Below are 24,915 nucleotides of genomic sequence, written 5' to 3'. Positions count from 1 at the left end.
TTTTTAAGCTTTGGTAAAAGTCATTAACCATTTAATGCGTTTATTAATGGGTGCATCTTTAAGGTGTAAAAACAAAATTGGATAATATTTGCCAGTAGCCCAATGATTTATAAAGGTATCGTAATACTTGCTACCAGGATTCCCGTTTTGACCACCAGGATAAACACCATAAGCTTCAATTTCATCGGTCATATGTACAATCATTCTCCAACTTGGGCCATGTGTTTCTGTAGTTGCATTAATAATATGTTTGCCCCCACCAATTGGCAAATGCAAGGAACTCAAAGCATTGATTTTTAATAAATGGGATACACGGGTATCTTTGAATGCAGCCCATTCTAATTTTCCTTCTTTATCTGCTTTCACTAATACCGCCGTTGCTTTTTTAACTGCTTCCATTACTGCGTCTGCAATGGTTTCTTTTTTGTTAGGGGTTTTTATATTGTCAGCAAAAGAGTAGAGGCTATCCCTTTTAATACTTTCTAACAAAGTAATTTCATCTGGCCAACCCAAATTGGTTGTAGCCCCCGCAAATTCATCTGCCCAAATGGTCGTTTCTAAACTATCCCAAATAGTATTGAAAACGGTTGCGCCCTTTTCATTTACATCACTAACTAAATTCCAAGAACTTAAGATATTGATGTACTTTTTTTCATCAGCTGTTAATGCAGCTTGATCTATGTATTTTAACAAAACTGGTCTAGCCATCTCAGCAAATACATTGTAATTATCCATTTGAAGTTTTTGAATATCTGCTGCTGTAGCATTGTATAATTCACTTAACTTTCTGTTAATAATTACTCCACGATAAACGGGGAAATTACTAGCAGCCCCTAAATAATAAGGGTAGCTTTGATCAGTTGATTTTTGATTAGCACTACTCACAAAACCACGCTCAGGGTTTTTAATCATTGGGTTTTCGTTTGTTGGAATAAACCCTTGCCAAGCATAGGAACTATCCTGACCAGGCAATATAAAATCACCCTGTCTATACCATCTTGCTACAAAATTGGCTTGTTGCTTCAAAGCAATATCTCCTGTTTTTGAAGCAAAAGCAAAATTCTGGCCAGTACTATTCCAGTGTGAAATCGCTTCTAAGTAATCATCGTAATTTTTAGCATGATTCAATTTGTAAAAAGCCAATAAACCACTACCCCCATCGTGTGCAGTCCATCTTAATGCTAGGTTTTTACCACCTGAACCACTGTTTTTATAATTATGGTCATACATAGTAGGCCCAAACACAGTAATTGCGATGTTTTCTTGAATGGTAGCGCTGTCTTTTACTTTAATGGTTTCAATTCTTTTTTCTGCTTTAACCCATTGACCTTTGAACCAATATTCGTTTAAAGAAGTGTCCTTAAACTTCATATCGTAATAATCTAACACATCTCGACCTGCATTGGTAACGCCCCAAGCAATACTATCATTGAATCCAATGATAACCGCAGGAGATCCTGGAAAACTTGCCCCATAAGTGCGATGAGTTGGGGTTGATATCTGGACCTCATACCAAAGCGAAGGAAGATTTAAGCCTAAGTGAGGATCGTTAGCAAGGATAGGCCTACCAGATTTGGTTTTTGAGCCACCAACAACCCAGTTATTACTTCCATTACTTTTATTAGGAATAAATGGAGCTAGTGCTGTTGAATTTCCTGCGGTGTCTCCTAAATAAGCAGTTTGAACATCTGCAGGCGCAATGGGTTTTATCGAAGGGTTAGCATAAACAGTGCCGCGAGGAATAATTGGATCCAAAGAATCTTGCACATCGGTGAACAATAAATCAAAGTCTTTATAGCTAAAATAATTGCGTGCATTACTCATTTGCAAATCGGTAACTGCCCCTCTACCTGTTAAGTCATAAGACATAAACATTTGAAATAAATAGGTCTTCAGTGAAGTCCATGCTTCAGGTTTGTAATCAAGCAATTTATATTCAAATGGAATTTGTTCTGGCTTCAATTGTGCTATATAAGCATTTACTCCTTTAGCATATGCATCAATTGCAGATTGCATTTCAGGATTATTTTTTTCTACATAAGCCTTGGTTCTTTCTGCACCGTAAACCATCCCTAATCTTCGAAAGAATTTATCAGTACCTATTCTTTCCTTACCCACAATCTCACTTAGACGACCAGCCGCAACATGGGTCTGAAACTCCATTTGCCAAAGTCTAAATTTAGCATGCAGGTATCCCTGAACATAATAAGCATCATTGTCTTCATCCGCATAAATATGCGGAACCAAACGATCGTCAATATACACGTCTACCTTCCCAGCTAATCCTTCCAATTCAATATTATTGTTGTAATTGGCATCAGTTGCTTCTGCATTTTGCCAAAAACCATGTTGAGGAGATAAAAAATAACCCAATCTAGGAGTTTTACTTCCCCCAACAGATAGTTGGGTGTTAAACAACTCTGTGGCTCCCCAGGTCAATAGGGCAGATACAAGCAATGGTACAATCCTCATAACAAATATTTAAAGACTCAAATTAAACAAATTTGTTCAGAAGCTTCGCTGTTAGCGAGCTTCCATAATCAGGAATTTTTTCCCTTTAATTTTTTCTTCACGAACCAGTTTCAACAATGATAAAATCCTATTTTTTTTAACTGCCACAAAACTATTATGGTCTTTCACCACAATTAAACCTAATTCCTCCTTTGATAATTTACCTTTTTGAATAAATAATCCAACGATATCTACTTTATTCAGTTTATCTTTTTTACCTCCATTTAAATACACGGTACCCCATTCTGAAGGAGTTGGTGGTGGAGCATGCAATTTCAACGAAAAAGAAGGTGGTGTTTCGGATAAATAATTGGGCAAGGTTTCGTCTTCATGTAAAATAAGATACACATTCCCTTTATTATTCATCCTAGAAGTTCTACCATTTCGATGAGTGAATTCAGCATTAGTAGAGGGTAAATGATAATGTACAATATGATCAATATCTGGGATGTCTAATCCCCTAGCAGCTAAATCAGTCGCAATCAAATATTGCGCAGTACCATTTCTAAATTTGATTAAAGCTTGCTCCCTTTGCATTTGTTCCATTCCACCATGAAAAATAGTATTAGCAATACCTAACTCGGCTAATAAACTGCCCGTCCTTTCAACGGCTTCGCGGTGATTACAAAAAATAATTACAGATACTTTACCTAGTGTGCATAATAAATCATAGAGCGTGTTCACTTTGTCTTTCTCTGGTGACCATACAGTATGCATTTCAACGGTTGGTGCTTCATCGCGTCCATTCAGAAAGTTTAAGACAACCAATTGTTTAGGCTCAGCAAATGCCGGAATAGCAATGGATGCAGTTGCAGACACGAACACTTTTTGTACTTCTGGTTTTAAAGCTTTAGTGATGTATTCCATGTCTTCCTCAAAACCCAATGCCAATGATTTATCAAACTCATCAAAAATGTACAAACGAATACCTTTGGGATCGAAGGTTCTTCTTTTAAGGTGATCAGCAATTCTACCAGGAGTACCCACCAATAATGCAGGTGGCTCTTTCATACTATTAATTTCCGTGGGCATATCATGCCCGCCATAGGAACAAATAATTTTATAACCTGTTTGCATAGCTTTCCAAACCTGTTCAATTTGAATGGCCAATTCTCTAGAGGGAGTTAATACCATAGCTTGTACTAACTTTCCTTTTGGATTCAAATGTTCTAACAATGGGATTAAAAAAGCAAGGGTTTTTCCAGATCCTGTAGGTGATAGCAACAACACATTCTTATGGTGCATGATATTACTCACCGCTGCTTCTTGCATTTCATTTAAAGCAGCAATGCCTAAATGTTGAAGCATTTGTTTACTATCGTTTAGTTTATTCATATTTAAAATTTCAAAAACACATATCCTTTGTTTACATAGGTAGTAACGGTAGTGATAGCCGATAACACGGTTTCAAATTCAGGTGCAAGTGTAGTTGGATCTACCTTCCGTTTAAATAAGGTTTGTCCACAAACGAATAAAGGTATTCCTGCTTTCTTAATAGCGGTAAACAATGGGAGATTGGGATTATCCACGCCAAATTTTTGTTTATAAGTTTCGTTATTTACAATAAAAGGCACAGCAGCACCATGCACTACTGCCACAACATGTAATTTTTTAGGGCTAACTCCACCTGCAATATGTAGATTGGCAATACGTGCAATGTTTTCAAAAAATTCACTAATTTCTTTTGCATTAGCGGAAGGACTGGTAATATCAACCAATACTTTGTACTCCCCTTTTTTATCCATTATATCAAGTGCAAATGGAATTTCGGTTACTGGACCGTAAAACGGAATGAGCGGATGAACTACATTTTGCGCATTCACTAAAATGCAACTAAAAACTAAAGCAACAGCAATAAAAATAGGTTTCATTTGGTTGATTTATTCTAAGGTAAGCTATTTGCCAAACTTCTTCTTCAAAGCTTGCAAGGCATCTGTTACATTTAAATTGCTTAAATCTTCTTCCTTTTTTATAGGTTGATTAGAGCGCTTGTGTTGATTAAAGTCTTTTCGTCCTCCAACACCCGCTACCGGCGCGGCTTCTGTTTGTTTAATAGAGAGCGCAATGCGCTTGCGGCTAAGATCCACCTCTAAGACTTTTACTTGTACTTTCTGTCCTAATTTTAACGCCTCACTAGGATCAGATATGAATCGATTAGCAATCTCACTTACATGAACCAACCCATCTTGTTTAACACCTATATCTATGAATGCCCCAAACCTAGTCAAATTGGTAACTACACCAGGTAATACCAATCCCACGGTTACTTCTTCCATAGAATAGATATTGGCAAACTCAAATTGTTCTAATTCAGATCTTGGATCAAGCCCCGGCTTCTGTAGTTCTTTGATGATATCATTCAAGGCTAATACACCGATTTGTTCGGTCACATATTTTTGGGTATTAATTGTTTTAAGCAATGATTCATTTCCAATTAGGGCTTCAACATTGGTGCCTAAATCAGCCGCCATTTTCTCCACAATTGGGTAAGCTTCAGGATGCACTGCACTAGCATCTAATGGGTGTTTTGCTTTGGGTATGCGCAAAAAACCAGCACACTGTTCAAAAGCCTTTGCCCCTAACCTTGGTACTTTTAACAATTCTTCTCTACTAGAAAAGGAGCCCAACGATTTTCTTTGCTTAATAATATTTTCAGCTACCGAATCATTAATACCACTCACATAACTTAAGAGTTGTTTACTAGCCGTATTTAAATTAACCCCAACTGTATTTACACAGCTCACTACCGTTTGATCCAATTTTTCTTTTAATCTAAATTGATTTACGTCGTGTTGGTACTGACCAACTCCAATACTTTTGGGATCAATTTTTACCAACTCTGCTAATGGGTCCATTAATCTTCTACCAATGCTTACTGATCCTCTTACCGTAATATCGTAATCAGGAAATTCCTCTCTAGCAATTTCAGAAGCAGAATAAACAGAAGCTCCATCTTCATTCACTAAAAAAACAGGCAAACCTAGATTCATTTTTTTAATAAATTGCTCAGTTTCTCTACCTGCAGTTCCATCCCCTATAGCAAACACTTGTATGTCAAATTGCTTTACCAATTGTTTTATTTTGTATTCGCTATCATATATCTTATTGGCTTCATGTACATAAATCAAATCGGTGGTAAGTAATTCGCCCGATTCATCTAAACACACTACTTTACAACCCGTTCTATAACCAGGATCAATAGCCAATACTCGCTTAGATCCTAATGGAGCACTTAACAATAATTGACGCAAATTTTCTGCAAAAACATTAATAGCTTCTTCATCTGCCTTTTGTTTTAATGCAGTTCTATATTCTGTTTCTAAGCTAGGTTGTAATAGTCTTCTGTATGCGTCTTTAATGGCTTTTTTAATATGAGCGCTCGACGGGCTGATCCCTTTTACAAAGAATGTTTCAATTGTTTCAATGGCTTCTTCTTCAACTGGCGAAATAGTCATTCGTAAATATCCTTCAAGGAATCCTCTTAAAATAGCTAGAATTCTATGAGAGGGTATTTTATGAATTGGCTCAGAGAAATCGAAATAGTCTTTGTATTTAATGGCTTCCGTTTCTTTATCAGCAAGCACTTTACTCTGCAAAGTAGCAGTATCCTCAAATAATTTTCTCAGCTTAGCTCTAATTTCAGCCTGCTCATTTACATTCTCTGCTATAATATCCCTAGCACCTTGCAAGGCTTCTTCAATATTGGTAATTTTTTCATTAAAAAACTTTTCAGCTTCTATGGCAGGATCTTCCTGCCCTTGTGCCAATAAAAATAAGGCCAATGGCTCTAGCCCGTTCTCCCTTGCAACAACCGCTTTGGTCTTTCGCTTTACTTTATAAGGCAAATAAATGTCTTCTAATTCAACAATAGTAGTAGCTGCATTTATTTTAGCTTGTAAAGCCTCGGTCATTTTACCTTGATCGGTAATGGTTTTTTCGATAAATGTTTTACGCTCTGTAAAAGCAAGAATATTTTTTTGTTCATCTTGAATTTGCTGAATTTGTACTTCATCTAAATTACCCGTACTATCTTTTCTATAACGGGCAATAAAAGGAATCGTAGCACTTTCAGCTAATAAATCTAAAACTGTTTCAACTTGAGTAACGCGCAAACCGAGTTTTGCGGCAATAATTGGAGCAAACGACATATATAAAATTCAATTTTTAGGGTGGCGAAAGTAGATTATTCCACTATACGCACCACACGATGAGGATATCTTTCCAAATACTTTCTTAGCATCGATTTGATGACTTCATTTTCGGCATAGGGGGTCACCGCCTCTTTTACTGCGGTAATATAAGCAGGTGCAGTAGGTTCAGCCAATGCTAAATGATCAATTGGCCCCATACCCACAAATTTTCCTTTTTCAATTAAAATTGCCGTATTGCTTTCTTTAATAATATAAGATGCTTTTTCAGCAGCAATATATTCTAGGGCTTTTTTTACTTGCGCATTATGGATGGCAGTATCGGGCCATTCGTTTGGAATCGTTTTATCTAAAAAACACAATGCGGGATGGAGTTCAAATTCTCTTACTAATTTCCAAAGCTCACGATGCGCATCAGCTAATAATGAAAAAGCCTGAACTGGTTGGGCGTTTTTATGCTTCTTATCAATAGCTAGTCTTAAGTATCCTCGATTGTCTTCAAACTGGTATATCGCCCAAAGCTGCTCAAACTTTTTCTGACTTTTGTTGAATGCTGGCCATAAACGCTTGATTTCAATACTCTCATACAAACTAGCAATAAATTCGGTTGGGCATTCTAAATGGGATATTTCATAAATCTCCCTTAAAAAATCCTGTCTTTTTTTACTTAAGTCTAAACCAGTAAAATGGCTAACCACTCGTTTTTTAATATTTTTTGCCTTTCCGACATAAATCACTTTTCCCTGTTTATTATGGAAATAATAAACCCCAGGAACTGATGGTAAAGATTGTATGAAATGGCCAGGTAAATTGGGGGGCATTAATTGTTCGCGGTTCTCTTTTTGCAACATTTCTTTAACTAATCTTTCCCCATTATTTTGCAAAACCAGGTCTAAAACTTTAGCTGTTGCTTTTGCATCTCCCCCAGCCCGATGCCTATTTTCGATTTCAATATTGAGTTGTCTGCATAAATGTCCCAAACCATATTTAGGAAACCCTGGGAAAACTTTTCTACTTAAACGGATGGTACAAAGCTTTGGTGTTTGCAAATCAAAGCCAGCTTCTTTTAAATGGTGCTTTACAAAGCTGAAATCAAAATTAACATTATGCGCTACAAAGACCCTGTTCTTCAACAAGTTATAAATTTTCGGCGCTACTTCGTGAAAGGAAGGTGCAGCTTCAACCATCGCATTGGTAATCCCCGTCATCCCAATAACAAAGGGAGGTATGGGTTGATGGGGGTTTACTAAAGTTTCATAAATCCCTTCTATTTCGGAACCATTGTGCAAAACAATGGCAATCTCTGTGATTCCATGCTGACTAGGAAATCCCCCTGTTGTTTCAATATCTACTACCGCAAATCGCATGGATGCAAGATAAGATTTGTAATATTCTTTTAGAAATTACAACTAATGATAAAAAATGATCTCTTTGTTGTAACAATTAAGCCGATCATTCGTTTAAATAACAGTTATGAGAACGTACAACCAACCAACTACTAAAATAATAAGCCCCTTTCTAATGGTAAGCTTTTTGTTCGGATTATTTGCTTGTAATTCACCAGAACAGGCAGCCAAAATAATTGGCAAAAAAGCAACCCAAAAAGTATCGCAACTTTGTTTGCAGCAAAATATAAATTCAGATGATCAGTTTTCTTCTTTTGAATCTTTTTCAACTACTCCATCCTTCTCTGAATCTCTTTCAGATAAAACAGAAATCATTTCAACCTGGTAATTAACCTTATATAATCTATAAGATTACCGCAAGCTCCCGCAGTTTCCTTAAATTTGCAGCCAATTGATTTTATGGAGCTGAGTAAGAATTATATCCCTACCCAAATTGAAGCAAAATGGTACGAGCACTGGACTAGTAAAAACTATTTTTCCAGCAAACCCGATGAAAGGGAACCATATACTGTTGTAATCCCTCCACCCAATGTAACGGGCGTTTTACATATGGGACATTGTTTAAATAATACCATCCAAGATATTTTGGTGAGAAGAGCGCGCATGCAGGGAAAAAATGCCTGCTGGGTGCCAGGAACCGATCATGCGTCTATTGCAACCGAAGCAAAAGTGGTAGCTATGTTGCGCGAAAAGGGAATTGCCAAATCTTCCTTAAGCAGACCCGAGTTTTTAGATTATGCTTGGGAGTGGAAAGAAAAATACGGGGGCATCATTTTACAGCAACTTCGTAAAATGGGCTGCAGCCTTGATTGGGACAGAACCAGTTTTACCATGGACCCCGACTATTATGATTCAGTAATTAATGTGTTCTTAGATCTTTATAAAAAGGGCTATATATATAGGGGAAAACGAATGATAAACTGGGACGTAAAAGCCAAGACAGCCCTAAGTGATGAAGAAGTTATTTATAAAGAAGTACAGAGTAAATTATACCATGTAAAATACACGTTAGAAAATGGTGGTACAATTACTATTGCTACTGTTAGACCCGAAACAATTTTGGGGGATGCAGCTATTTGCGTAAACCCTGCTGATGAGCGATATAAATCCCTTCATGGCCAATATGCATTTGTTCCATTAATTAATCGCAAAATCAAAATCATCCCTGATGAATATGTTACCTTAGATTTTGGAACGGGTGCATTAAAAGTAACGCCTGCCCATGATATGAATGATTATCAGCTGGGTCAGAAATACAATTTAGAAATCATTGATACCATGAACGACGATGGTACAATGAGTGAAGCTGCTCAACTGTACATAGGTCTCGATCGTTTTGAAGTAAGAAAAAAAATTGTCGCCGATTTAGAAGCTGCAGGCCATATAGATAAAATTGAAGAGTACACCAATCAGGTGGGATTCAGTGAAAGAACAGACGCAGTAGTTGAACCCCGTTTAAGTTTGCAATGGTGGGTGAGCATGAAGGATTTGGCAGCACCTGCATTAACAGCAGTGATGGATGATGAAATTCATTTTCATCCAGCTAAGTTTAAAAACCTTTACCGCCACTGGATGGAGAATGTAAAAGACTGGTGCATCAGTAGGCAGTTGTGGTGGGGGCATCGCATACCGGCATGGTATACACAGAACGGAGATTTTGTGGTGGCTAAAACAGCGGAAGAAGCCTTGGTAGAACTTCAAAATAAAACCAGCAATGCTTCATTAACCATTAATGATATTCATCAAGATAATGATTGCTTAGATACTTGGTTCAGCAGTTGGCTCTGGCCTTTTGAAGTGTTTAAAGGGTTGAGTAATCCCAATAACGAAGAAGTAAATTATTACTACCCTACCAGTACATTGGTTACTGCACCAGAAATTATTTTCTTTTGGGTGGCCAGGATGATTATGGCTGGCTATGAATACAAAGGGGCTAAACCTTTTAACGACGTCTATTTTACCGGCATAGTAAGAGATAAGTTGGGGCGTAAAATGAGTAAGAGCCTGGGAAATTCTCCAGACTTACTTGATTTGATTGACCAATATGGAGCTGATGCGGTAAGATTTGGAATCCTGATTGCCTCTCCTGCGGGGAACGACATATTATTTGATGAATCTTCTTTAGAACAAGGAAGAAACTTTAATAATAAACTCTGGAATGCATTGAAGTTGGTAAAAATGTGGGAAGCACGTTTAGCTCCCGCTTCATCCCAATCATATGATGCTGGTGAAACTGCATTTGCAATTAACTGGTTCGAAAATAGGTTGAATCAAGTGAGTGCAGAAGTGGATGAATTAATGACGCAGTTTAAATTGAGTGAAGCCTTAAAAACCATCTACTCTTTAATATGGGACGATTTCTGTAGCTGGTATTTAGAATGGGCGAAGCCAGGATTTGAACAACCGGTTGACCCGAAAGTGTACGCTAAAACCATTGAATTCTTTGAAAAATTGATGGAGTTATTGCATCCGATAATGCCTTTTATTACTGAAGAAATATTCCACCTACTAAAAGAGCAGCAAACAGATTTAACGGTGAAATTACAAGTTAAACCTAACCCTGCAGATGAGACTATTTTAGCAGCTGGAAGTTTACTAAAGGATGTTATTACCAAATTAAGAGATGCTAGAAATAAAAACCAATTGAAGCCCAAAGATCCAGTGATATTGCATATCATGGCAGAAAATATTACGGGGTATAAATCTATTGAACCTATTTTAATGAAACAGGTGAATGCAAGTCATGTGGTTTATACTTCAATGGCTGTTGCAAATACTATTGTAGTAAATATTGAAAAGGATAAATTCTTTATTGAAGCTGAACAACAGTTAGATGCTGCTGCTATTAAAGAACGGCTTTTAAAAGATCTTACTTATGAACAAAATTTTCTTGCTTCAGTAATGAAAAAATTGAGCAATGAAAAATTTGTACAAAATGCAAAGCCTGAAATCATTGCCTTAGAAAGAAAAAAACAGGCAGATGCGGAAGCTAGAATTAATACCATTGAAGAAAGTTTGAAATCGTTATAATGGTTAGAATTGCTACATTGGACGATATACCAACTATTCAATTAATTGCTCACCATACTTGGCCATCAACATATGGGGGAATAATATCTGAGCAGCAAATTGAGTATATGCTAGACCTAATGTATAGCACTGAATCTTTGTTACAGCAAATGCTTAAAGGTCATCAATTTTATTTGTTTGAAGCCAACACTGAAAAAAATGACGCATCGAAAGTGTTGGGTTTTGCATCTGTTTCAAATGAATCTGCTGGTGTTTTCAAATTAAACAAACTTTATATTGTACCTTCTGCTCAAAAAACAGGAGCAGGTAAAGCACTTTTATCTGCAGTAAAAGATTACGCAATACAAAACGGTGGTAAACAATTAGTACTTCAAGTAAATAAGCAAAACCCTGCTATTGAATTTTACAAAAGACAGGGCCTGAGCATATTATCTGAAAATGTTTTTGAATTAGAGAAAGGGTTTGTGATGGATGACTATATTATGGGAATTGACTTATAATTATGTTCCACAATAAGTTGCATAAAAACCGTCTCCGTTTTCAGGTGGGGCTTGGTATTTTTCAATATTAGGTGTTTGTATATAGGGCGATTGTAATGCAGTTAAAAAGCTATTAAACTGGGTTAAGTCATTGGTGAATGAGACTGAATCCAAGACTGTTTCTACCCAATGATTTCTTGGAATTAATAATGGGTTTTGTAATTGCATCAATGCTTTAGCTTGAGTAAGACTACTACCCTGCTTAGTCAATAAAGCCTCGCGCTTTAGTAGCCACTCTGCAAAAAATGAACTGGTATAAATCCCTTCAGAAATAATACCCGACTGAATTTGAAGAAAGGTATTCGTATAATCAGCTTGGTTTTCTTTCATCCAATTCAGTAAAGCTTTGATTAACGCTACCACTTCATCAGACAATTGATCTTTAACAAAACCAATCTTTGCGCCCATCATAGCAGTATATTCCTCTGTGTATAAATTGGGAAATAAATTCAATACTTCTTTGGCTAATTCAATTGCTTTTGTTTGATCTTCATCAATAATAGGCAACAATGCATTGGCTAGACAACTCAAGTTCCAATGCGCTATACTGGGTTGATTAGCGAATGCATACCTACCATTAGTATCAATAGAACTAAAGACTTTTGCAGGATCATATCCATTCATAAATGCACAAGGGCCATAATCGAATGTTTCCCCTGCTATAGACATATTATCGGTATTCATTACGCCATGAATAAATCCTACACGCATCCAGTTCACTATTAAATACACTTGTTGAATCAATACCTGTTTTAACAAAGCCAATGCAGGGTTTGGCGATGTTACTTCAGTTGGATAATGTCTTGCTAAAGTATAATTAGTGTATGTAATTAAATCTTCTTTAGTTAAATAATGGCTTACATATTCAAAACTCCCTACCCGAATATGGCTTTGCATAACCCTTGTTAATATTGCACCATCTTGAATTTCTTCTCTAAAAACTTTTTCGCCGGTAGTTACCACGGCCAAACTTCTTGAAGTGGGAATGCCCAATCCATGCATTGCTTCGCTGATCAAATATTCTCTTAGCATTGCTCTCAGCGTTGCACGGCCATCTCCCCTTCTTGAATAAGGAGTGGGACCTGATCCTTTTAGCTGAATATCGAAGCGTTTTTGTTTGGGGCTTATATGTTCACCTAGCAAAATGGCCCTCCCATCTCCTAGCATATTAAAATAACCAAACTGATGTCCTGCATAAGCTTGTGCCATTGGTTCTGAACCTTCGAACAATTTATTTCCGCTTAATAAAAGCGCAAGTTCTGGTGAAAAAATTTCATTACGCTCATCCCCTTGATTCATTTGTAACCCTAATTCTTTTACCAATGCTTGATTTAACAACAATAATTGTGGGGTTTTAACCGGCGTAGGGTTAACCAACTCAAAAAATGAATTCCCTAAAGAAGCGTAAGATGTATTAAAATTGAAAATATGATTAGACAATGGGCTTATTTTAAATGCAAATTTATTACTCAATAAACCAAAACATGCGTTTGTTTAATCACCCCCATCACAAACACTGATTGCACATGTCCAATATTTTCTGCCTGTGATAATTTATTTACATGAAAATCATAATAATCATCCATATTTTCTGCTACTACTTTTAACATGAAATCAAATTCACCAGATATATTGTAACATTCTATTACCTCATTTAATTCGTGCATTCGTTTTATAAATTTTCCCCCTGCGGTTTTATCATGTTGTTTTAAAGAGACATAACAAATAACCATTAAACCTTTTCGAACTTTTGTATGGTCTACCAAGGTTGCGTACTGCTTAATTACCCCTGACTCTTCCATTCTTTTAATCCGCTCGTGAACTGGCGTTGTACTCAAGTGAACTTGGTCCGCAATTTCCTTAACCGTGGCCCTCGCATTTTGCTGTAAGACTTTCAGTATAGCAATGTCTTTGGCATCTAAAGAAAGTGAAATAGTGGATTCGGCTTTTTGAATTGGTCTAGGCATGGCATTATGCTATTATTTTCTTCAATAGCGCCACAAAATAGATATTTATTCTATATTAATAAATAATTATGCGATTTTATTCTTTAAAACTAGCTTTGCCCTACAATAAAACACTAATATGTCTACATTAACATCTACAATTGACTTCAGCTTGCCTTACAAAGTGGCTGATATTAGCTTGGCCGATTGGGGTCGCAAAGAAATTCGTTTAGCTGAAGCAGAAATGCCGGGCTTGATGGCTTTACGTGCCGAATATGGCGCTTCTCAACCGTTGAAAGGTGCAAGAGTGGCTGGTTGTTTACATATGACCATCCAAACGGCTGTTTTAATTGAAACTTTAGTAGCATTAGGTGCCGAAGTAAAATGGAGTTCTTGTAATATATTTTCTACTCAAGACCAGGCCGCTGCTGCAATTGCTGCTGCTGGTATTGGCGTATTTGCGTGGAAAGGCCAAACACAAGAAGAAGCTGATTGGTGTATTGAACAAACTTTGTTCTTCGGCGGTGCTGATCGTCCATTAAATATGATATTGGATGATGGTGGAGATTTAACCAATATGGTTTTTGATAAATACCCAGAACTAATTGCCCATATCAAAGGTTTATCTGAAGAAACTACTACTGGTGTTCACCGTTTATATGAGCGCATGGCAAAAGGCACTTTACCAATTCCTGCAATCAATGTGAATGATTCTGTTACTAAATCAAAATTCGATAATAAATACGGTTGTCAAGAGTCATTAGTAGATGCTATCCGCAGAGCTACCGACGTAATGATGGCCGGCAAAGTTGCTGTTGTTGGTGGATACGGTGATGTTGGTAAGGGATCTGCCCTTTCTCTTCGTGGAGCTGGTTGTAGAGTAATTGTGACTGAAATTGATCCTATATGTGCTTTACAAGCCGCTATGGATGGATTTGAAGTAAAGCCAATGGCTGTTGCTGTAACAGAAGCCGACATTGTGGTTACCGCATCAGGTTGTAGAGACTTAATTACCGAAAAGCATTTCCGCTTAATGAAAGACAAAGCGATTGTGTGTAATATTGGTCACTTCGATATTGAAATTGATATGGCTTGGTTGAATGCAAATTATGGTAACACAAAAGATACCATTAAGCCGCAGGTTGACTTATACAATATTGATGGAAAAGACATCATTATATTAGCTGAAGGTAGATTGGTGAACTTAGGTTGCGCAACTGGTCACCCTTCATTTGTAATGAGTAACTCATTTAGTAACCAAACTTTAGCTCAAATTGAATTGTGGTTGAACCACAAAAACTATGAAAATAAAGTTTATGTGTTACCTAAACATTTAGATGAAAAAGTTGCTCGTTTACACCTTGCAAAAGTGGGTGCTCAACTAGATGAGTTAACCGACGAACAAGCTGCTTATTTAGGCATCAGCAAAAACGGTCCTTTCAAATCTGATATGTATCGTTACTAATAAATACTATTTATCTGCTTATTGCAGCGTCCAGATTGAATCTGGACGCTGTTTTTTTTATATGATAAGAATCAGTTTTTTCATTAGAATTAGCTTTAATATATTTATGTTAAAATCGACAGTTCCTGCTTTAGTAAATAAAGTGTAATATTATCACGATGAAAATATTTACAAAACTCATAAGTATATTCCTCTTAATTCTACTTATTAGCTGTTCAACCAATGAAAAAAACGTAGATTGGAATGATAAAGAGAGCTTTGTTGATACGGCATTAAATCAAATAAGTAGGCAACAAAATACAACTAAAAGAAGTGAGCTCATTTTTATAGATTCGATACTCAAAGGGAAAAAGCTTGATCTTAAACAGCAAATTCAGGTTTACGCTTATAAATCTGGAATTTATTGTTACCATTTACAGAAACCTGACTCCGCAAAATTATATGCAGATTCAATGCTCTATATTCTAAAGGATAAAGACCCGCAGAAATACCCAAACGCATACACCTATGCATACTATACCAATGGGGATGCCATGTATGCTAACAATCAGTTTAATGAAGCCTACACTTTTTATTTTAAAGCAAGAGAATTTCATTCTACTAACAAAAATTATTGCGCACTAAAAGAATACAGCTATCGAGTAGGCATGATTCTATTTAAACAACGTAAATTCAAAGAAGCGACAGAAAATTTCCAACAAAGCTTATCTGAAGCTAACTTATGTGAAAAGGGTAAATTGTTTTCTAATTATTATCGGAAACAAGAATTAAAAAACAATATAGCACTAGGTTTTTATATGCAAGGGAATTATGACAGTGCATTAACCTATTACAATAAAACACTCGATTACATAACTACACATCAGCAAGCAGATACTAGTACTTTTTTTTATGATGAAATGGCAAAGGGGGTTGTATATGGGAATATGGGAGATATATTTAAGAAAAGAGGAAATATTGAAGAAGCCGAAAATAACTATAAAAAAAGTATCGCTATAAATTTGCACTCAGGAAGAGAAACTTTTGATGCGCAATTCAGCTACTTAAAATTAGCTGAGCTATATGCTGATCAAAAAAAAATAGACCAGCTTGGCAAGTCCTTAGCAGAAATAAGGAAATCAATGGATGAATTGCCTAACCAAAAAGGTGAAATGAAATGGAATAAGCTTTCCTGGGAATATTACCAATTATTGAATAATAAAGAAAAGGCTTACCTACATCTATCTAAATATCAACTATTACAAGAAGAAGATGAAAAATTAAATAAACGTATTTATGAAGTAGATATCAATAAGCAACTAGAGTTATTAGAACAGCAAAACCAACTTCATGTTGCACAACATGAAAATGAAGTCGCTAGAACCTATCTGATATCCGCTATTATCATCCTTTTCTTAATTATACTATTAAGTATCATTCTTGGACGAAATTGGCTTCATTCTAAAAAGCATATTGCCAAACTAAAAGAATTAAATGAAACCGTTAATGTTCAAAATGAACAGCTAGAAATAGCCATGAGCGCCTTACAAAAGACGATTTCCGAAAAGGACAGTATTTTGAAATTAGTTGCCCACGATTTAAGAACTCCTGTAGCATCAATTCCTACAATGGTAGAAATTATTATGTCTGAAGATAATGAAGCACAAAAACTAGAATACCTTGAAATGATAAAGTCTTCTTGTAATAGTTCTTTAACACTGATTGCAGAAATTATGGCAACTGCTGATATTAGTAATAAGAATATAGAAAAAGAACCCACTTTATTGAATGAATTTATTGATGACTGTGCGGCTATATTAGCATTAAAAGCAAAAGAAAAGAATCAAACCTTAGTAGTTGAATTACCAGAAACGGACAGTTCCGTTATGTTGAACCCAGAAAAAATGAAACGGGTAGTATTCAATCTAGTAACAAATTCAATAAAGTTCAGCAAGAAAGGCACTACGATTATCCTTTCTGCAAAAATAAGCAACAATAAATTATTGATTGAAGTCTCCGACAATGGTATAGGAATACCTGAAAAAATACTTCCTGAGATATTTAATATTTCAAAATCAGGAAAAAGAAAAGGAACAGAAGGTGAAAAGTCTTACGGCTTAGGATTGAATATTTGCCAACGTATTGTAGAAGCACATGATGGCACTATAAGGGTTCAAAGCCAAGAAGGCAAGGGTAGTCTATTTACAGTAGAACTACCCTTGTCTTAATGCTATTGGGTTAACATCGCGTATAATTCATCTTTTAAATGAAGTCGTTTCTTCCTCAAAGACGTTAGTGCTTCATCGGCTGCATGCTCTGCTCCTGACTCAATACGATGTACGGCGTGATTTACTTCATCATACTCATCGGAGAGCTTTTTAAAATGGGCATCTGCCACTTTGAGTTCTGAAATTTTGGCATCGAATTCAGGGAATTCATGGTGCAAGTCGTGTTTTTCCATTATGTTGTATTTTTAATACTTAAAGTTATCCAACCTACTAGTAAAATAAAATGATAAAAATCAGTTCTTTACTCAAATGGAGTATTTTATGTTTACTTGTGGCTTTTGTTGCTGGCTCAACTTCTGCTCTTTTTTTGATTTTATTAGATTGGATTACAGATTTAAGAAACAATAATACTTGGCTAATCGTCTTTTTGCCAATTGCTGGTTTGTTTACTGTATTACTGTACCAAAACATTGGCAAAAAATCTGCTAGGGGTAATAGACTAATATATGAATCAATTAAACAGCCAACCAAACCAATACTTGATTGGTTATTGGCTCCTCTTATTTTTATTACTACTTTAGTAGCGCATTTATTTGGGGCTTCTGTTGGCAGAGAGGGGACTGCATTACAATTGTCTGCAGGACTTTCTGACCAATTAACCAAACCATTTAAACTAAGTCCTTCTGAGAGAATCATTTTACTCAAAGCGGCAGTAGCAGCAGGTTTTGCCGCCGTATTTGGAACTCCACTTGCGGGTGTATTTTTTGCATTAGAGTTCACTGGCAAACCAATAGCTTACCATCGATCTCTTATCCCTACATTTATTAGTGCATTTTTAGCTGACCAGTGTACACTATGGTGGGGAATCAAACACAGTTTTTTCTCCATTACGAAAATCCCCAGCTTAACTTTTATCAATAGTGTGTATTTATTAATTGCTGCTATAGCTTTTGGAATCATTGCATTTATATTTAAGAGAAGTTCAGAATTAACTACTAAAATGGTAACCAAATTGTTCCCCAATGAACTTTGGAGAGCAGTATTAGGTGGATCATTCATTACTACCATTGTTTTTTCAGGACAGCTTTTTGATTTTATTGGACTAGGAGTCCCTAGCATTTTGAACGCATTTTCTTTGACAGCTTCTCCTACTGATTTCATATTAAAAATGTTGCTGACCATCCTATCCATATCGATAGGCTTTAAGGGAGGAGAAGTAACTCCATTGTTTTTTATTGGTGCAACACTAGGAAGTATACTATCCATCATTCTTCCATTGCCTATTTCTTTCTTAGCAGGCATGGGAATGATTGCCTTATTTGGCTCCGCTACAAAAACACCCATTTCGGCAGCATTTCTTGCTTATGAGCTATTTGGAAAAGAATACCTTATTTATGCTTTTATCATTTGCATTATAGCTAGCTTTATTTCTGGAAAAAAATCAATTTATCAACCCGAATAAAATGAACTGGCAACCTGATTTTTTAAAAAATGATTTTGTTCAACTAGTGCCTTTAAGGGCTGATCATTTTGATCAACTTTACCAAGTTGCATCAGACCCACTTATTTGGGAACAGCATCCAAATAAAAACAGGTATCAATTACCCGTTTTTAAAAACTTTTTTGAAGGAGCCATTTTATCCAAGGGCGCTTTCCTGATTTTAGATGCAATCTCAAAAGAAGCAATTGGAAGTAGTCGTTTTTGCAATTACGATGAATTAAATAGTAAAATTGAAATTGGATATACTTTTTATGCTAGAAGTTGTTGGGGCAAACCATATAATCAATCTACCAAAGAACTAATGATTAATTATGCACTTGAAAAAGTAAGTACGATTCATTTTTTTGTTGGTGCCGAAAATATACGTTCTCAAAAAGCAATGGAAAAATTGGGTGCAATTAAGTTAGGTGAGCTATTAATGCCCTATTATGGAGAACCTGATAGATTAAATTTTCAATACCAAATTAACCATAGTAATTGGAATAAAGTTAAGTTATAGATAAAAAATGAAAGAAGCAACTAATAGACAATCACAAGCCAAAATCTTACGCAATTTCAGAAAACTACATCGAATTACTGGTGCAGCTTTATTCATTTTCTTTTTTATTGTTGCAATAACAGGAAGCTTATTAGGCTGGAAAAAAAACAGTAGCGGAGTAATCATGGCAAAATCTTATAAAGGAACTTCTACTAACTTGAAAGATTGGTTGAGCATTGACAGTTTATATCAGAAAGCATGTACATTTTTAAAAGATTCCGTTTCAAAAGATTTGTCTATAGAAATTGATAGAATTGATATCAGAAAAGAAAAAGGGATGGTCAAATTCACTTTTGCCAATCATTTTACTGGATTACAATTAGATGGAAGTAATAGCAATATTTTACACATTGAAAGAAGACGTGCAGATTATATTGAGAAAATTCATGACGGATCGATTATTGATTTTTATTTAGGATGGGATGGCTATTTCAAGTTGGTATACACTACCATAATGGGTATTGCCTTAGTAGTATTCACCATTACTGGATTTTGGCTTTGGTATGGCCCAAAACGTATGAGAAAGCAATCGTAAATTAACAACATGTCAACAACAGATATTTGGATGCTTATTGCAGGCCTTGGATTTTTTCTATATGGAATGTTTCATTTAGAAGATTCTTTGAAGCAAATGGAAGGAAGATCCTTCAAATTGTTTCTGCAGAAAAACACCAAGCATCAATTCAGGGCCATTTTAAGTGGCACTTTTGTTACCGCTATTTTACAAAGCAGTTCAATAGTGAATTTAATGGTACTCTCTTTTGTAGGAGCTGGAATTCTATCAATGCGGAATGCAATGGCGGTAGTTTTAGGAGCAAATATTGGTGGCACATTCAATAGCTGGTTGGTAGCAATGCTCGGATTTAAAGTAGAGCTAAATAATATAACACTTCCTTTAATTGGAATATCAGGAATTAGCCTAATTATATTTAGTCACAAAAAAAATATTTATAGGATTGCGCTCTTTTGCATGGGATTGGGCATGTTGTTTCTAGGCCTTCAGTTTATGAAACAAAGTATGGATGCATTGATGACTCAATTTGATTTTACTCCGTACTTAAATTATCCTAGAATTGCATTCCTATTAATAGGGTTTATCATTACTGCCATCGTTCAAACAAGCTCAGCTACAGTGGTAGTAGTATTAACTGCCTTATATGCGCATATTATTCCGATAGAAACAGCCATTGCCATTGTTCTTGGGGCAGAATTGGGCACTACAGTTAAATTGATTCTTGGTGCAATTGGAGGTAATGCCGCTAAAAAAAGAGTTGCATTAGGAAATAGTTTATTTAATATACTTACTTCAGCTGCGGGTTTCATTTTTATTAATCCAATTATCCAATTTATTTCAGGCACTATTTTAATCAAAGACCCCATTCTAATACTTGTCGCTTTTCAAACATTTATTAATGTAGCTGGTGTATTGTTAATTTATTTCTTCTTGAATAAATATGGCAATTTTTTAGATCACCAATTTAAGGAGAAAGAAAAAAATCTTACCCATTTCATACAAAGTGCTAGCATAGAAATACCTTCAACAATAACAGATATGTTGAAAAAAGAAGTAGGACTTTATATAGAAAATGTAATTCGCTTTAACTTAGAAACCTTTCATATTAAACCCGATTGGCTAATTAATAGTGAATTTGAGCATATATATCTGAAACAACATCCTCGAAATGATTCACTCAATTTATCTAATCAATATCAACTATTAAAAGAAACAGAAGGCGAAATTTTGTCTTATTACGCAAAGGTTATTGCACAAATGCCTCAATCAGATGAGATGATCAAAATCAATCAACTGATTGAGGCATTAAGAAATGCAATGTACTCAGCAAAAGGGATGAAAGATATTTATCCTGATAAAACAGAATTTAGTAATTCTATAAATGAAGTGAAGTATGAAATGTATCATCAATTCCAAAAAGAATTAAGCGATTTCTACAAAGAATTATATTTGTCTTTTACTTATCGAGATGGCAGCAATGGGTTAGAAACTATTGATGATTTACTTGAAAAAAATAAAATTGATTTTGATAAAAGAATTAATCATTTTTATTTTCATGCTGGCCAAAATGTGCTAAAAGAAAAAGACATTTCAACCCTATTTAACCTAAACAGAGAATTATATTCTTCCTGCAAAGCATTAGCACTTGCTGTAAAAGATTATAAAGGCATAAATGGGTAATAAGGCTCGGCTAAACCAATAACCGAGACTTACTAAAGTTCAAAAACTATTATAAATTTCCTCTTAAGTCTTGCTCTCTTTCTAATGCTTCAAATAAAGCTTTAAAATTCCCTTTACCAAAACTCTTTGCTCCCTTACGTTGAATAATTTCAAAAAACAAAGTAGGTCTATCCTCAACAGGCTTACTAAATATTTGCAGTAAATAACCTTCATCATCTCTATCTACTAATATGCCTAATTCTTTCAATGGTTCAAGGTCTTCATCAATTTTACCCACTCTGCTAATTAAATCATCGTAATAGGAATTAGGTACTTTCAAAAACTCAATGCCCCTATTTTGTAATTCAGTCACCGTTGCAACAATATCACTTGTAGCTAACGCCACATGTTGACATCCTTCTCCATCATAGAAATCGAGGTATTCTTCTACTTGCGACTTCTTCTTTCCTTCTGCAGGTTCATTAATAGGGAATTTAACAAATCCATTCCCATTACTCATCACTTTACTCATCAGGGCAGAATATTCGGTAGAGATATCATTATCATCAAAGCTTAAAATATTTTTAAAGCCCAGCACATCCTCATAAAAAGAAACCCATTTATTCATTTGGTTCCATCCTACATTACCTACACAATGATCTACATAAAGTAGCCCAGTACTTTTGGGGTTGTAAGTTGACTCCCATTTTCTGAACCCCGGCAGAAAAACACCTTGATAATTTTTACGTTCAATAAATAAGTGTACCGTATCCCCATAAGTTTTAATCCCACTCACTACAGCTTCTCCATGATCATCAGAAAGTTTAATTGGCTCTAAATCTGAAACAGCTCCACGACTAGTTGTTTGAAACCAAGCGTCAGCTGCATCATCAACCATTAATGCAAGGTTTTTGACACCATCTCCATGTTTGTAAATATGATCGGCAATTGCATTACCAGCCCTTAAAGGAGTGGTAAATACGAATGTCAATTTATTTTGCCTAACCACATAACTTACTTTGTCTTTGATACCGGTTTCGGGTCCAGCATAAGCTAAACTCTGGAAACCAAAAGCAGTTTTATAAAAATGTGCCGCTTGCTTGGCATTCCCAACATAAAACTCAACATAATCAGTACCATGGAGAGGTAAAAAATCACCTTGTTTAATCATTGCATTTACAGGTATTGCAGAAGAACTATTCATATATAACGAAATTTAAAATTGAAAAAAAATACGCTTTTGAAATTGAGCAAAACTCAATGACTGATAGTTAATGCTTCAATCAATAGATAATATTCAATCCTATGATCACTAAATCGTTTATGTGGATAGTCTGGTAACATCGAGGCAAATTTAGTTATCTTTGTCCTTATGAAAGTTGGAATTCTAGGAGGTGGTCAATTAGGCCGCATGTTACTTCAAACTGCTGCTAATTATACAGTGGAAACCTTTGTATTAGAAAATGACGACCAATGCCCTTCCGCACATCTTTGTCATCATTTTACCAAGGGTGACATTACTGATTTTGATACTGTTTATCAGTTTGGGCAAGGGTTAGATGCAATAACTATTGAAATTGAATCTGTTAACGTTGATGCTTTAGAAAAATTACAAGCAGAAGGCGTAAAGATTTACCCACACCCTTCAGCCATCCGCACAATTAAAAATAAAATTGTTCAAAAACAATTTTACAAGGATAAAGGTATCCCAAGCAGTGAATTCATTGTCACTTCATCAAAAGAAGAGCTATTGAATCACCTCCATTTTTTACCCGCTGTTCATAAAATTGGAGAGGGTGGTTATGATGGCAAGGGAGTACAGGTATTGAATAATGAGTACGACTTAGATAAAGCTTTTCAAGCGGCGAGTGTTTTAGAAAAAAAAGTGAACATAAAAAAAGAAATAGCACTGATTGTTGCCATGAACGACAAAGGAGATACTGCTCTATTTCCCGCTTCAGAAATGATGGTAAACCCTGCTCTGAATTTATTAGATTATCAAATTAGTCCAGCACTCATTGCCGAAAAGACACTATGGATTGTTGAAGCAATTGCAATCAAATTGGTAAAAGCACTTAATAGTCCAGGGCTTTTTGCTGTTGAAATGTTCATTGATCAGGATGATGAAGTTTGGGTAAATGAAACTGCTCCTCGTGTTCATAACAGTGGACATCATACAATTGAAGCAAATTATTGCAGCCAATATGATATGCTATGGAGAATTATCTTACAATACCCCTTGGGAAATACAGCCCCAATTCTCCCAGCAGCTATTGTTAATATAATTGGTGAAGAGGGCCATAGTGGTAAGGCGATTTATCAGGGATTAGAAGAAGTTTTAAAAACGGATAATGCATTTGTTCATTTGTATGGAAAATTACAAACAAAACCTGGCAGGAAAATGGGTCATGTTACCATTATGCATAAGGATTATCAAGACTTAACTCATAAAGCGAACAAAATTAAACATATATTAAAAGTGATTACAGATTAGCTTTTTTTGGTATTCAGTGGTTTTAAAAAACCTATCCCTATTAAACTTTTGGTTTGTAGACCTGGAGATTTTTTTGAAGGTCCAAAGAGTCTCACATCATCGTCGTAAATAAGGTCTAAACTATATGTTGCAGAAAAGAATTTATTAATTTTAAAAGAGAATAAATTCGTCATAAACAAGTCTACATTCTGTGGCCTATTCTGATAATTAGAAAACAAATCCATTTTGCCCTTATAAGTGATGTTTTTAGCAATAGTATTGCTATAATTAAGCGTAATAAAAGACCCTATTTCATTGAAATTTCCAGCACCTGCTGGAACCCCATAACCACCCCTATCTGATAAAGCTTTGTTCGCTAATACAATCCATCTTGAGGTTAGCGGAGAAATGAAAATTGAAAGGTAAGGATCTGGTTTATAATCAAGCCCAGCAGATAAAATAATATAAGCAGGCGACAGTAAGGAAGAGGTAAATGTTGGAATATTGTTATTGAATGTGTATCCATCAAAAAACTGGGACCTAAAATTGACTAAAGTTGAGACATACCATTTTCCTAAAGAATCCATTTTATAGCCATACTTACTTAAATAGTCAATACGATCATCATTCTTTCTACTCCCTAAACTGGTACTTTGGATATATCCCAAATTGATATCCACTGAATTATCCCAAAAATGTCTGTTATTCTTATATAAAATGAAATAATTCATGTAACCATTGGCGGTTAATGAAAAATTATCTCCCCCCGAAGCCCAATTACTTAACGAACCTTGGGCCAAATTGAAGCTAAACAGTCCCCCTCGTTTCCAATTCCAACCTGTTGTATCATTGTCCTTTTTTATTGTTCGATTGATCTCTCTTTTTAGGGCCTGCACCACATTATCCTGACCATTCACAATAAATCCGGTTGTTAACAAAATGGTTAACCACAGGAAAATTTTCTTCATGCGTACATTT

20 protein-coding genes are annotated in these 24,915 nt (G+C 35.5%); 10 read left to right on the top strand and 10 right to left on the bottom strand.

Annotated features, from left to right (window positions below; all coding sequences use genetic code 11):
* Positions 1-3 precede the first annotated feature (3 nt).
* Genes ACTIEI_RS11850 through ACTIEI_RS11830 form a run of 5 tightly spaced genes read right to left on the bottom strand, consistent with a single transcriptional unit; the run spans position 4 to position 8,026 of the window.
* A complete protein-coding gene (locus tag ACTIEI_RS11850; protein ID WP_439506504.1) occupies positions 4-2,472 on the bottom strand; it encodes a penicillin acylase family protein in 2,469 nt (822 codons plus the stop codon).
* A 51-nt stretch (positions 2,473-2,523) separates the two neighbouring features.
* The gene (locus ACTIEI_RS11845; RefSeq protein ID WP_439506503.1) at positions 2,524-3,846 is read right to left on the bottom strand and encodes a DEAD/DEAH box helicase; all 1,323 of its coding nucleotides are present in this window, start codon (positions 3,844-3,846) and stop codon (positions 2,524-2,526) included.
* A 2-nt stretch (positions 3,847-3,848) separates the two neighbouring features.
* The gene (locus ACTIEI_RS11840; RefSeq protein ID WP_439506502.1) at positions 3,849-4,382 is read right to left on the bottom strand and encodes a DsrE family protein; all 534 of its coding nucleotides are present in this window, start codon (positions 4,380-4,382) and stop codon (positions 3,849-3,851) included.
* A gap of 24 nt (positions 4,383-4,406) precedes the next feature.
* Positions 4,407-6,659 (bottom strand): Tex family protein, encoded by a 2,253-nt coding sequence (locus ACTIEI_RS11835; RefSeq protein ID WP_439506501.1) that lies wholly within the window; start codon positions 6,657-6,659, stop codon positions 4,407-4,409.
* Between the two features lie 35 nt (positions 6,660-6,694).
* On the bottom strand, positions 6,695-8,026 hold the full coding sequence (locus ACTIEI_RS11830; protein WP_439506500.1) for an exonuclease domain-containing protein: 1,332 nt from the start codon (positions 8,024-8,026) through the stop codon (positions 6,695-6,697).
* A 106-nt stretch (positions 8,027-8,132) separates the two neighbouring features.
* Between ACTIEI_RS11830 and ACTIEI_RS11825 the strand changes: the two genes are divergently transcribed.
* From ACTIEI_RS11825 to ACTIEI_RS11815, 3 genes are all read left to right on the top strand, one after another.
* Positions 8,133-8,393 (top strand): hypothetical protein, encoded by a 261-nt coding sequence (locus ACTIEI_RS11825; protein ID WP_439506499.1) that lies wholly within the window; start codon positions 8,133-8,135, stop codon positions 8,391-8,393.
* A gap of 71 nt (positions 8,394-8,464) precedes the next feature.
* The gene (locus tag ACTIEI_RS11820; protein ID WP_439506498.1) at positions 8,465-11,095 is read left to right on the top strand and encodes a valine--tRNA ligase; all 2,631 of its coding nucleotides are present in this window, start codon (positions 8,465-8,467) and stop codon (positions 11,093-11,095) included.
* Complete coding sequence (locus ACTIEI_RS11815) at positions 11,095-11,595, top strand: GNAT family N-acetyltransferase (RefSeq protein ID WP_439506497.1); 501 nt, start codon at positions 11,095-11,097, stop codon at positions 11,593-11,595. The genes ACTIEI_RS11820 and ACTIEI_RS11815 overlap by 1 nt, the downstream gene beginning before the upstream one ends.
* Here the strand turns inward: ACTIEI_RS11815 and ACTIEI_RS11810 are convergent, their stop codons facing one another.
* Both ACTIEI_RS11810 and ACTIEI_RS11805 read right to left on the bottom strand, forming a co-directional pair.
* Positions 11,596-13,074, bottom strand: coding sequence for a protein adenylyltransferase SelO (locus ACTIEI_RS11810; RefSeq protein WP_439506496.1), 1,479 nt, complete (start codon positions 13,072-13,074; stop codon positions 11,596-11,598).
* A gap of 29 nt (positions 13,075-13,103) precedes the next feature.
* Entirely contained in the window at positions 13,104-13,601 is a 498-nt protein-coding gene (locus tag ACTIEI_RS11805) for an Lrp/AsnC family transcriptional regulator (protein WP_439506495.1), read from the bottom strand.
* 118 nt (positions 13,602-13,719) lie between these two features.
* Between ACTIEI_RS11805 and ahcY the strand changes: the two genes are divergently transcribed.
* Positions 13,720-15,045, top strand: a complete 1,326-nt coding sequence (ahcY, locus tag ACTIEI_RS11800) for an adenosylhomocysteinase (RefSeq protein ID WP_439506494.1) — start codon at positions 13,720-13,722, stop codon at positions 15,043-15,045.
* Between the two features lie 158 nt (positions 15,046-15,203).
* Positions 15,204-17,252 carry a tetratricopeptide repeat-containing sensor histidine kinase gene (locus ACTIEI_RS11795; RefSeq protein WP_439506493.1) on the top strand — a complete coding sequence of 683 codons (2,049 nt, stop codon included), beginning with the start codon at positions 15,204-15,206 and terminating at the stop codon, positions 17,250-17,252.
* Positions 17,253-17,254: 2 nt separating this feature from the next.
* On the opposite strand, the gene ACTIEI_RS11790 is transcribed toward ACTIEI_RS11795, so the two are convergent.
* Complete coding sequence (locus ACTIEI_RS11790; RefSeq protein ID WP_439506492.1) at positions 17,255-17,485, bottom strand: YdcH family protein; 231 nt, start codon at positions 17,483-17,485, stop codon at positions 17,255-17,257.
* Between the two features lie 50 nt (positions 17,486-17,535).
* Between ACTIEI_RS11790 and ACTIEI_RS11785 the strand changes: the two genes are divergently transcribed.
* The 4 genes from ACTIEI_RS11785 to ACTIEI_RS11770 are packed head-to-tail and all read left to right on the top strand — an operon-like array spanning position 17,536 to position 21,485.
* On the top strand, positions 17,536-18,714 hold the full coding sequence (locus ACTIEI_RS11785; RefSeq protein WP_439506491.1) for a chloride channel protein: 1,179 nt from the start codon (positions 17,536-17,538) through the stop codon (positions 18,712-18,714).
* Position 18,715: 1 nt separating this feature from the next.
* Positions 18,716-19,252: a GNAT family N-acetyltransferase gene (locus tag ACTIEI_RS11780; RefSeq protein ID WP_439506490.1), complete on the top strand. Its 537-nt coding sequence runs from the start codon at positions 18,716-18,718 to the stop codon at positions 19,250-19,252.
* A gap of 7 nt (positions 19,253-19,259) precedes the next feature.
* A complete protein-coding gene (locus ACTIEI_RS11775; RefSeq protein ID WP_439506489.1) occupies positions 19,260-19,826 on the top strand; it encodes a PepSY domain-containing protein in 567 nt (188 codons plus the stop codon).
* Between the two features lie 9 nt (positions 19,827-19,835).
* Positions 19,836-21,485 (top strand): Na/Pi cotransporter family protein, encoded by a 1,650-nt coding sequence (locus ACTIEI_RS11770; RefSeq protein WP_439506488.1) that lies wholly within the window; start codon positions 19,836-19,838, stop codon positions 21,483-21,485.
* Between the two features lie 49 nt (positions 21,486-21,534).
* Here the strand turns inward: ACTIEI_RS11770 and hppD are convergent, their stop codons facing one another.
* Positions 21,535-22,668, bottom strand: a complete 1,134-nt coding sequence (gene hppD, locus ACTIEI_RS11765; RefSeq protein ID WP_439506487.1) for a 4-hydroxyphenylpyruvate dioxygenase — start codon at positions 22,666-22,668, stop codon at positions 21,535-21,537.
* Positions 22,669-22,836: 168 nt separating this feature from the next.
* On the opposite strand from hppD, the gene ACTIEI_RS11760 reads away from it, so the two are divergent.
* Positions 22,837-23,958 carry a 5-(carboxyamino)imidazole ribonucleotide synthase gene (locus ACTIEI_RS11760; RefSeq protein WP_439506486.1) on the top strand — a complete coding sequence of 374 codons (1,122 nt, stop codon included), beginning with the start codon at positions 22,837-22,839 and terminating at the stop codon, positions 23,956-23,958.
* Here ACTIEI_RS11760 and ACTIEI_RS11755 read toward each other — a convergent pair.
* Positions 23,955-24,905, bottom strand: a complete 951-nt coding sequence (locus ACTIEI_RS11755; protein ID WP_439506485.1) for a DUF3078 domain-containing protein — start codon at positions 24,903-24,905, stop codon at positions 23,955-23,957. The genes ACTIEI_RS11760 and ACTIEI_RS11755 overlap by 4 nt on opposite strands.
* Positions 24,906-24,915 lie beyond the last annotated feature (10 nt).

Origin of the sequence: Sediminibacterium sp., assembly GCF_051860225.1 — a bacterium.
In the GTDB taxonomy this organism is placed as follows: Bacteria; Bacteroidota; Bacteroidia; order Chitinophagales; family Chitinophagaceae; genus Sediminibacterium.
This window is presented reverse-complemented; position numbering and strand designations above follow the sequence as displayed.

Bases quoted from the DNA above. Each gene is read 5' to 3' on its own strand.
- ACTIEI_RS11835 (WP_439506501.1), bottom strand. From the start codon at position 6,659: ATGTCGTTTGCTCCAATTATTGCCGCAAAACTCGGTTTGCGCGTTACT.
- ACTIEI_RS11770 (WP_439506488.1), top strand. From the start codon at position 19,836: ATGTCAACAACAGATATTTGGATGCTTATTGCAGGCCTTGGATTTTTT.
- ACTIEI_RS11780 (WP_439506490.1), top strand. From the start codon at position 18,716: ATGAACTGGCAACCTGATTTTTTAAAAAATGATTTTGTTCAACTAGTG.
- ACTIEI_RS11785 (WP_439506491.1), top strand. From the start codon at position 17,536: ATGATAAAAATCAGTTCTTTACTCAAATGGAGTATTTTATGTTTACTT.
- hppD (WP_439506487.1), bottom strand. From the start codon at position 22,668: ATGAATAGTTCTTCTGCAATACCTGTAAATGCAATGATTAAACAAGGT.
- ahcY (WP_439506494.1), top strand. From the start codon at position 13,720: ATGTCTACATTAACATCTACAATTGACTTCAGCTTGCCTTACAAAGTG.
- ACTIEI_RS11805 (WP_439506495.1), bottom strand. From the start codon at position 13,601: ATGCCTAGACCAATTCAAAAAGCCGAATCCACTATTTCACTTTCTTTA.
- ACTIEI_RS11790 (WP_439506492.1), bottom strand. From the start codon at position 17,485: ATGGAAAAACACGACTTGCACCATGAATTCCCTGAATTCGATGCCAAA.
- ACTIEI_RS11760 (WP_439506486.1), top strand. From the start codon at position 22,837: ATGAAAGTTGGAATTCTAGGAGGTGGTCAATTAGGCCGCATGTTACTT.
- ACTIEI_RS11825 (WP_439506499.1), top strand. From the start codon at position 8,133: ATGAGAACGTACAACCAACCAACTACTAAAATAATAAGCCCCTTTCTA.
- ACTIEI_RS11820 (WP_439506498.1), top strand. From the start codon at position 8,465: ATGGAGCTGAGTAAGAATTATATCCCTACCCAAATTGAAGCAAAATGG.
- ACTIEI_RS11845 (WP_439506503.1), bottom strand. From the start codon at position 3,846: ATGAATAAACTAAACGATAGTAAACAAATGCTTCAACATTTAGGCATT.
- ACTIEI_RS11840 (WP_439506502.1), bottom strand. From the start codon at position 4,382: ATGAAACCTATTTTTATTGCTGTTGCTTTAGTTTTTAGTTGCATTTTA.
- ACTIEI_RS11830 (WP_439506500.1), bottom strand. From the start codon at position 8,026: ATGCGATTTGCGGTAGTAGATATTGAAACAACAGGGGGATTTCCTAGT.
- ACTIEI_RS11775 (WP_439506489.1), top strand. From the start codon at position 19,260: ATGAAAGAAGCAACTAATAGACAATCACAAGCCAAAATCTTACGCAAT.
- ACTIEI_RS11850 (WP_439506504.1), bottom strand. From the start codon at position 2,472: ATGAGGATTGTACCATTGCTTGTATCTGCCCTATTGACCTGGGGAGCC.
- ACTIEI_RS11755 (WP_439506485.1), bottom strand. From the start codon at position 24,905: ATGAAGAAAATTTTCCTGTGGTTAACCATTTTGTTAACAACCGGATTT.
- ACTIEI_RS11815 (WP_439506497.1), top strand. From the start codon at position 11,095: ATGGTTAGAATTGCTACATTGGACGATATACCAACTATTCAATTAATT.
- ACTIEI_RS11795 (WP_439506493.1), top strand. From the start codon at position 15,204: ATGAAAATATTTACAAAACTCATAAGTATATTCCTCTTAATTCTACTT.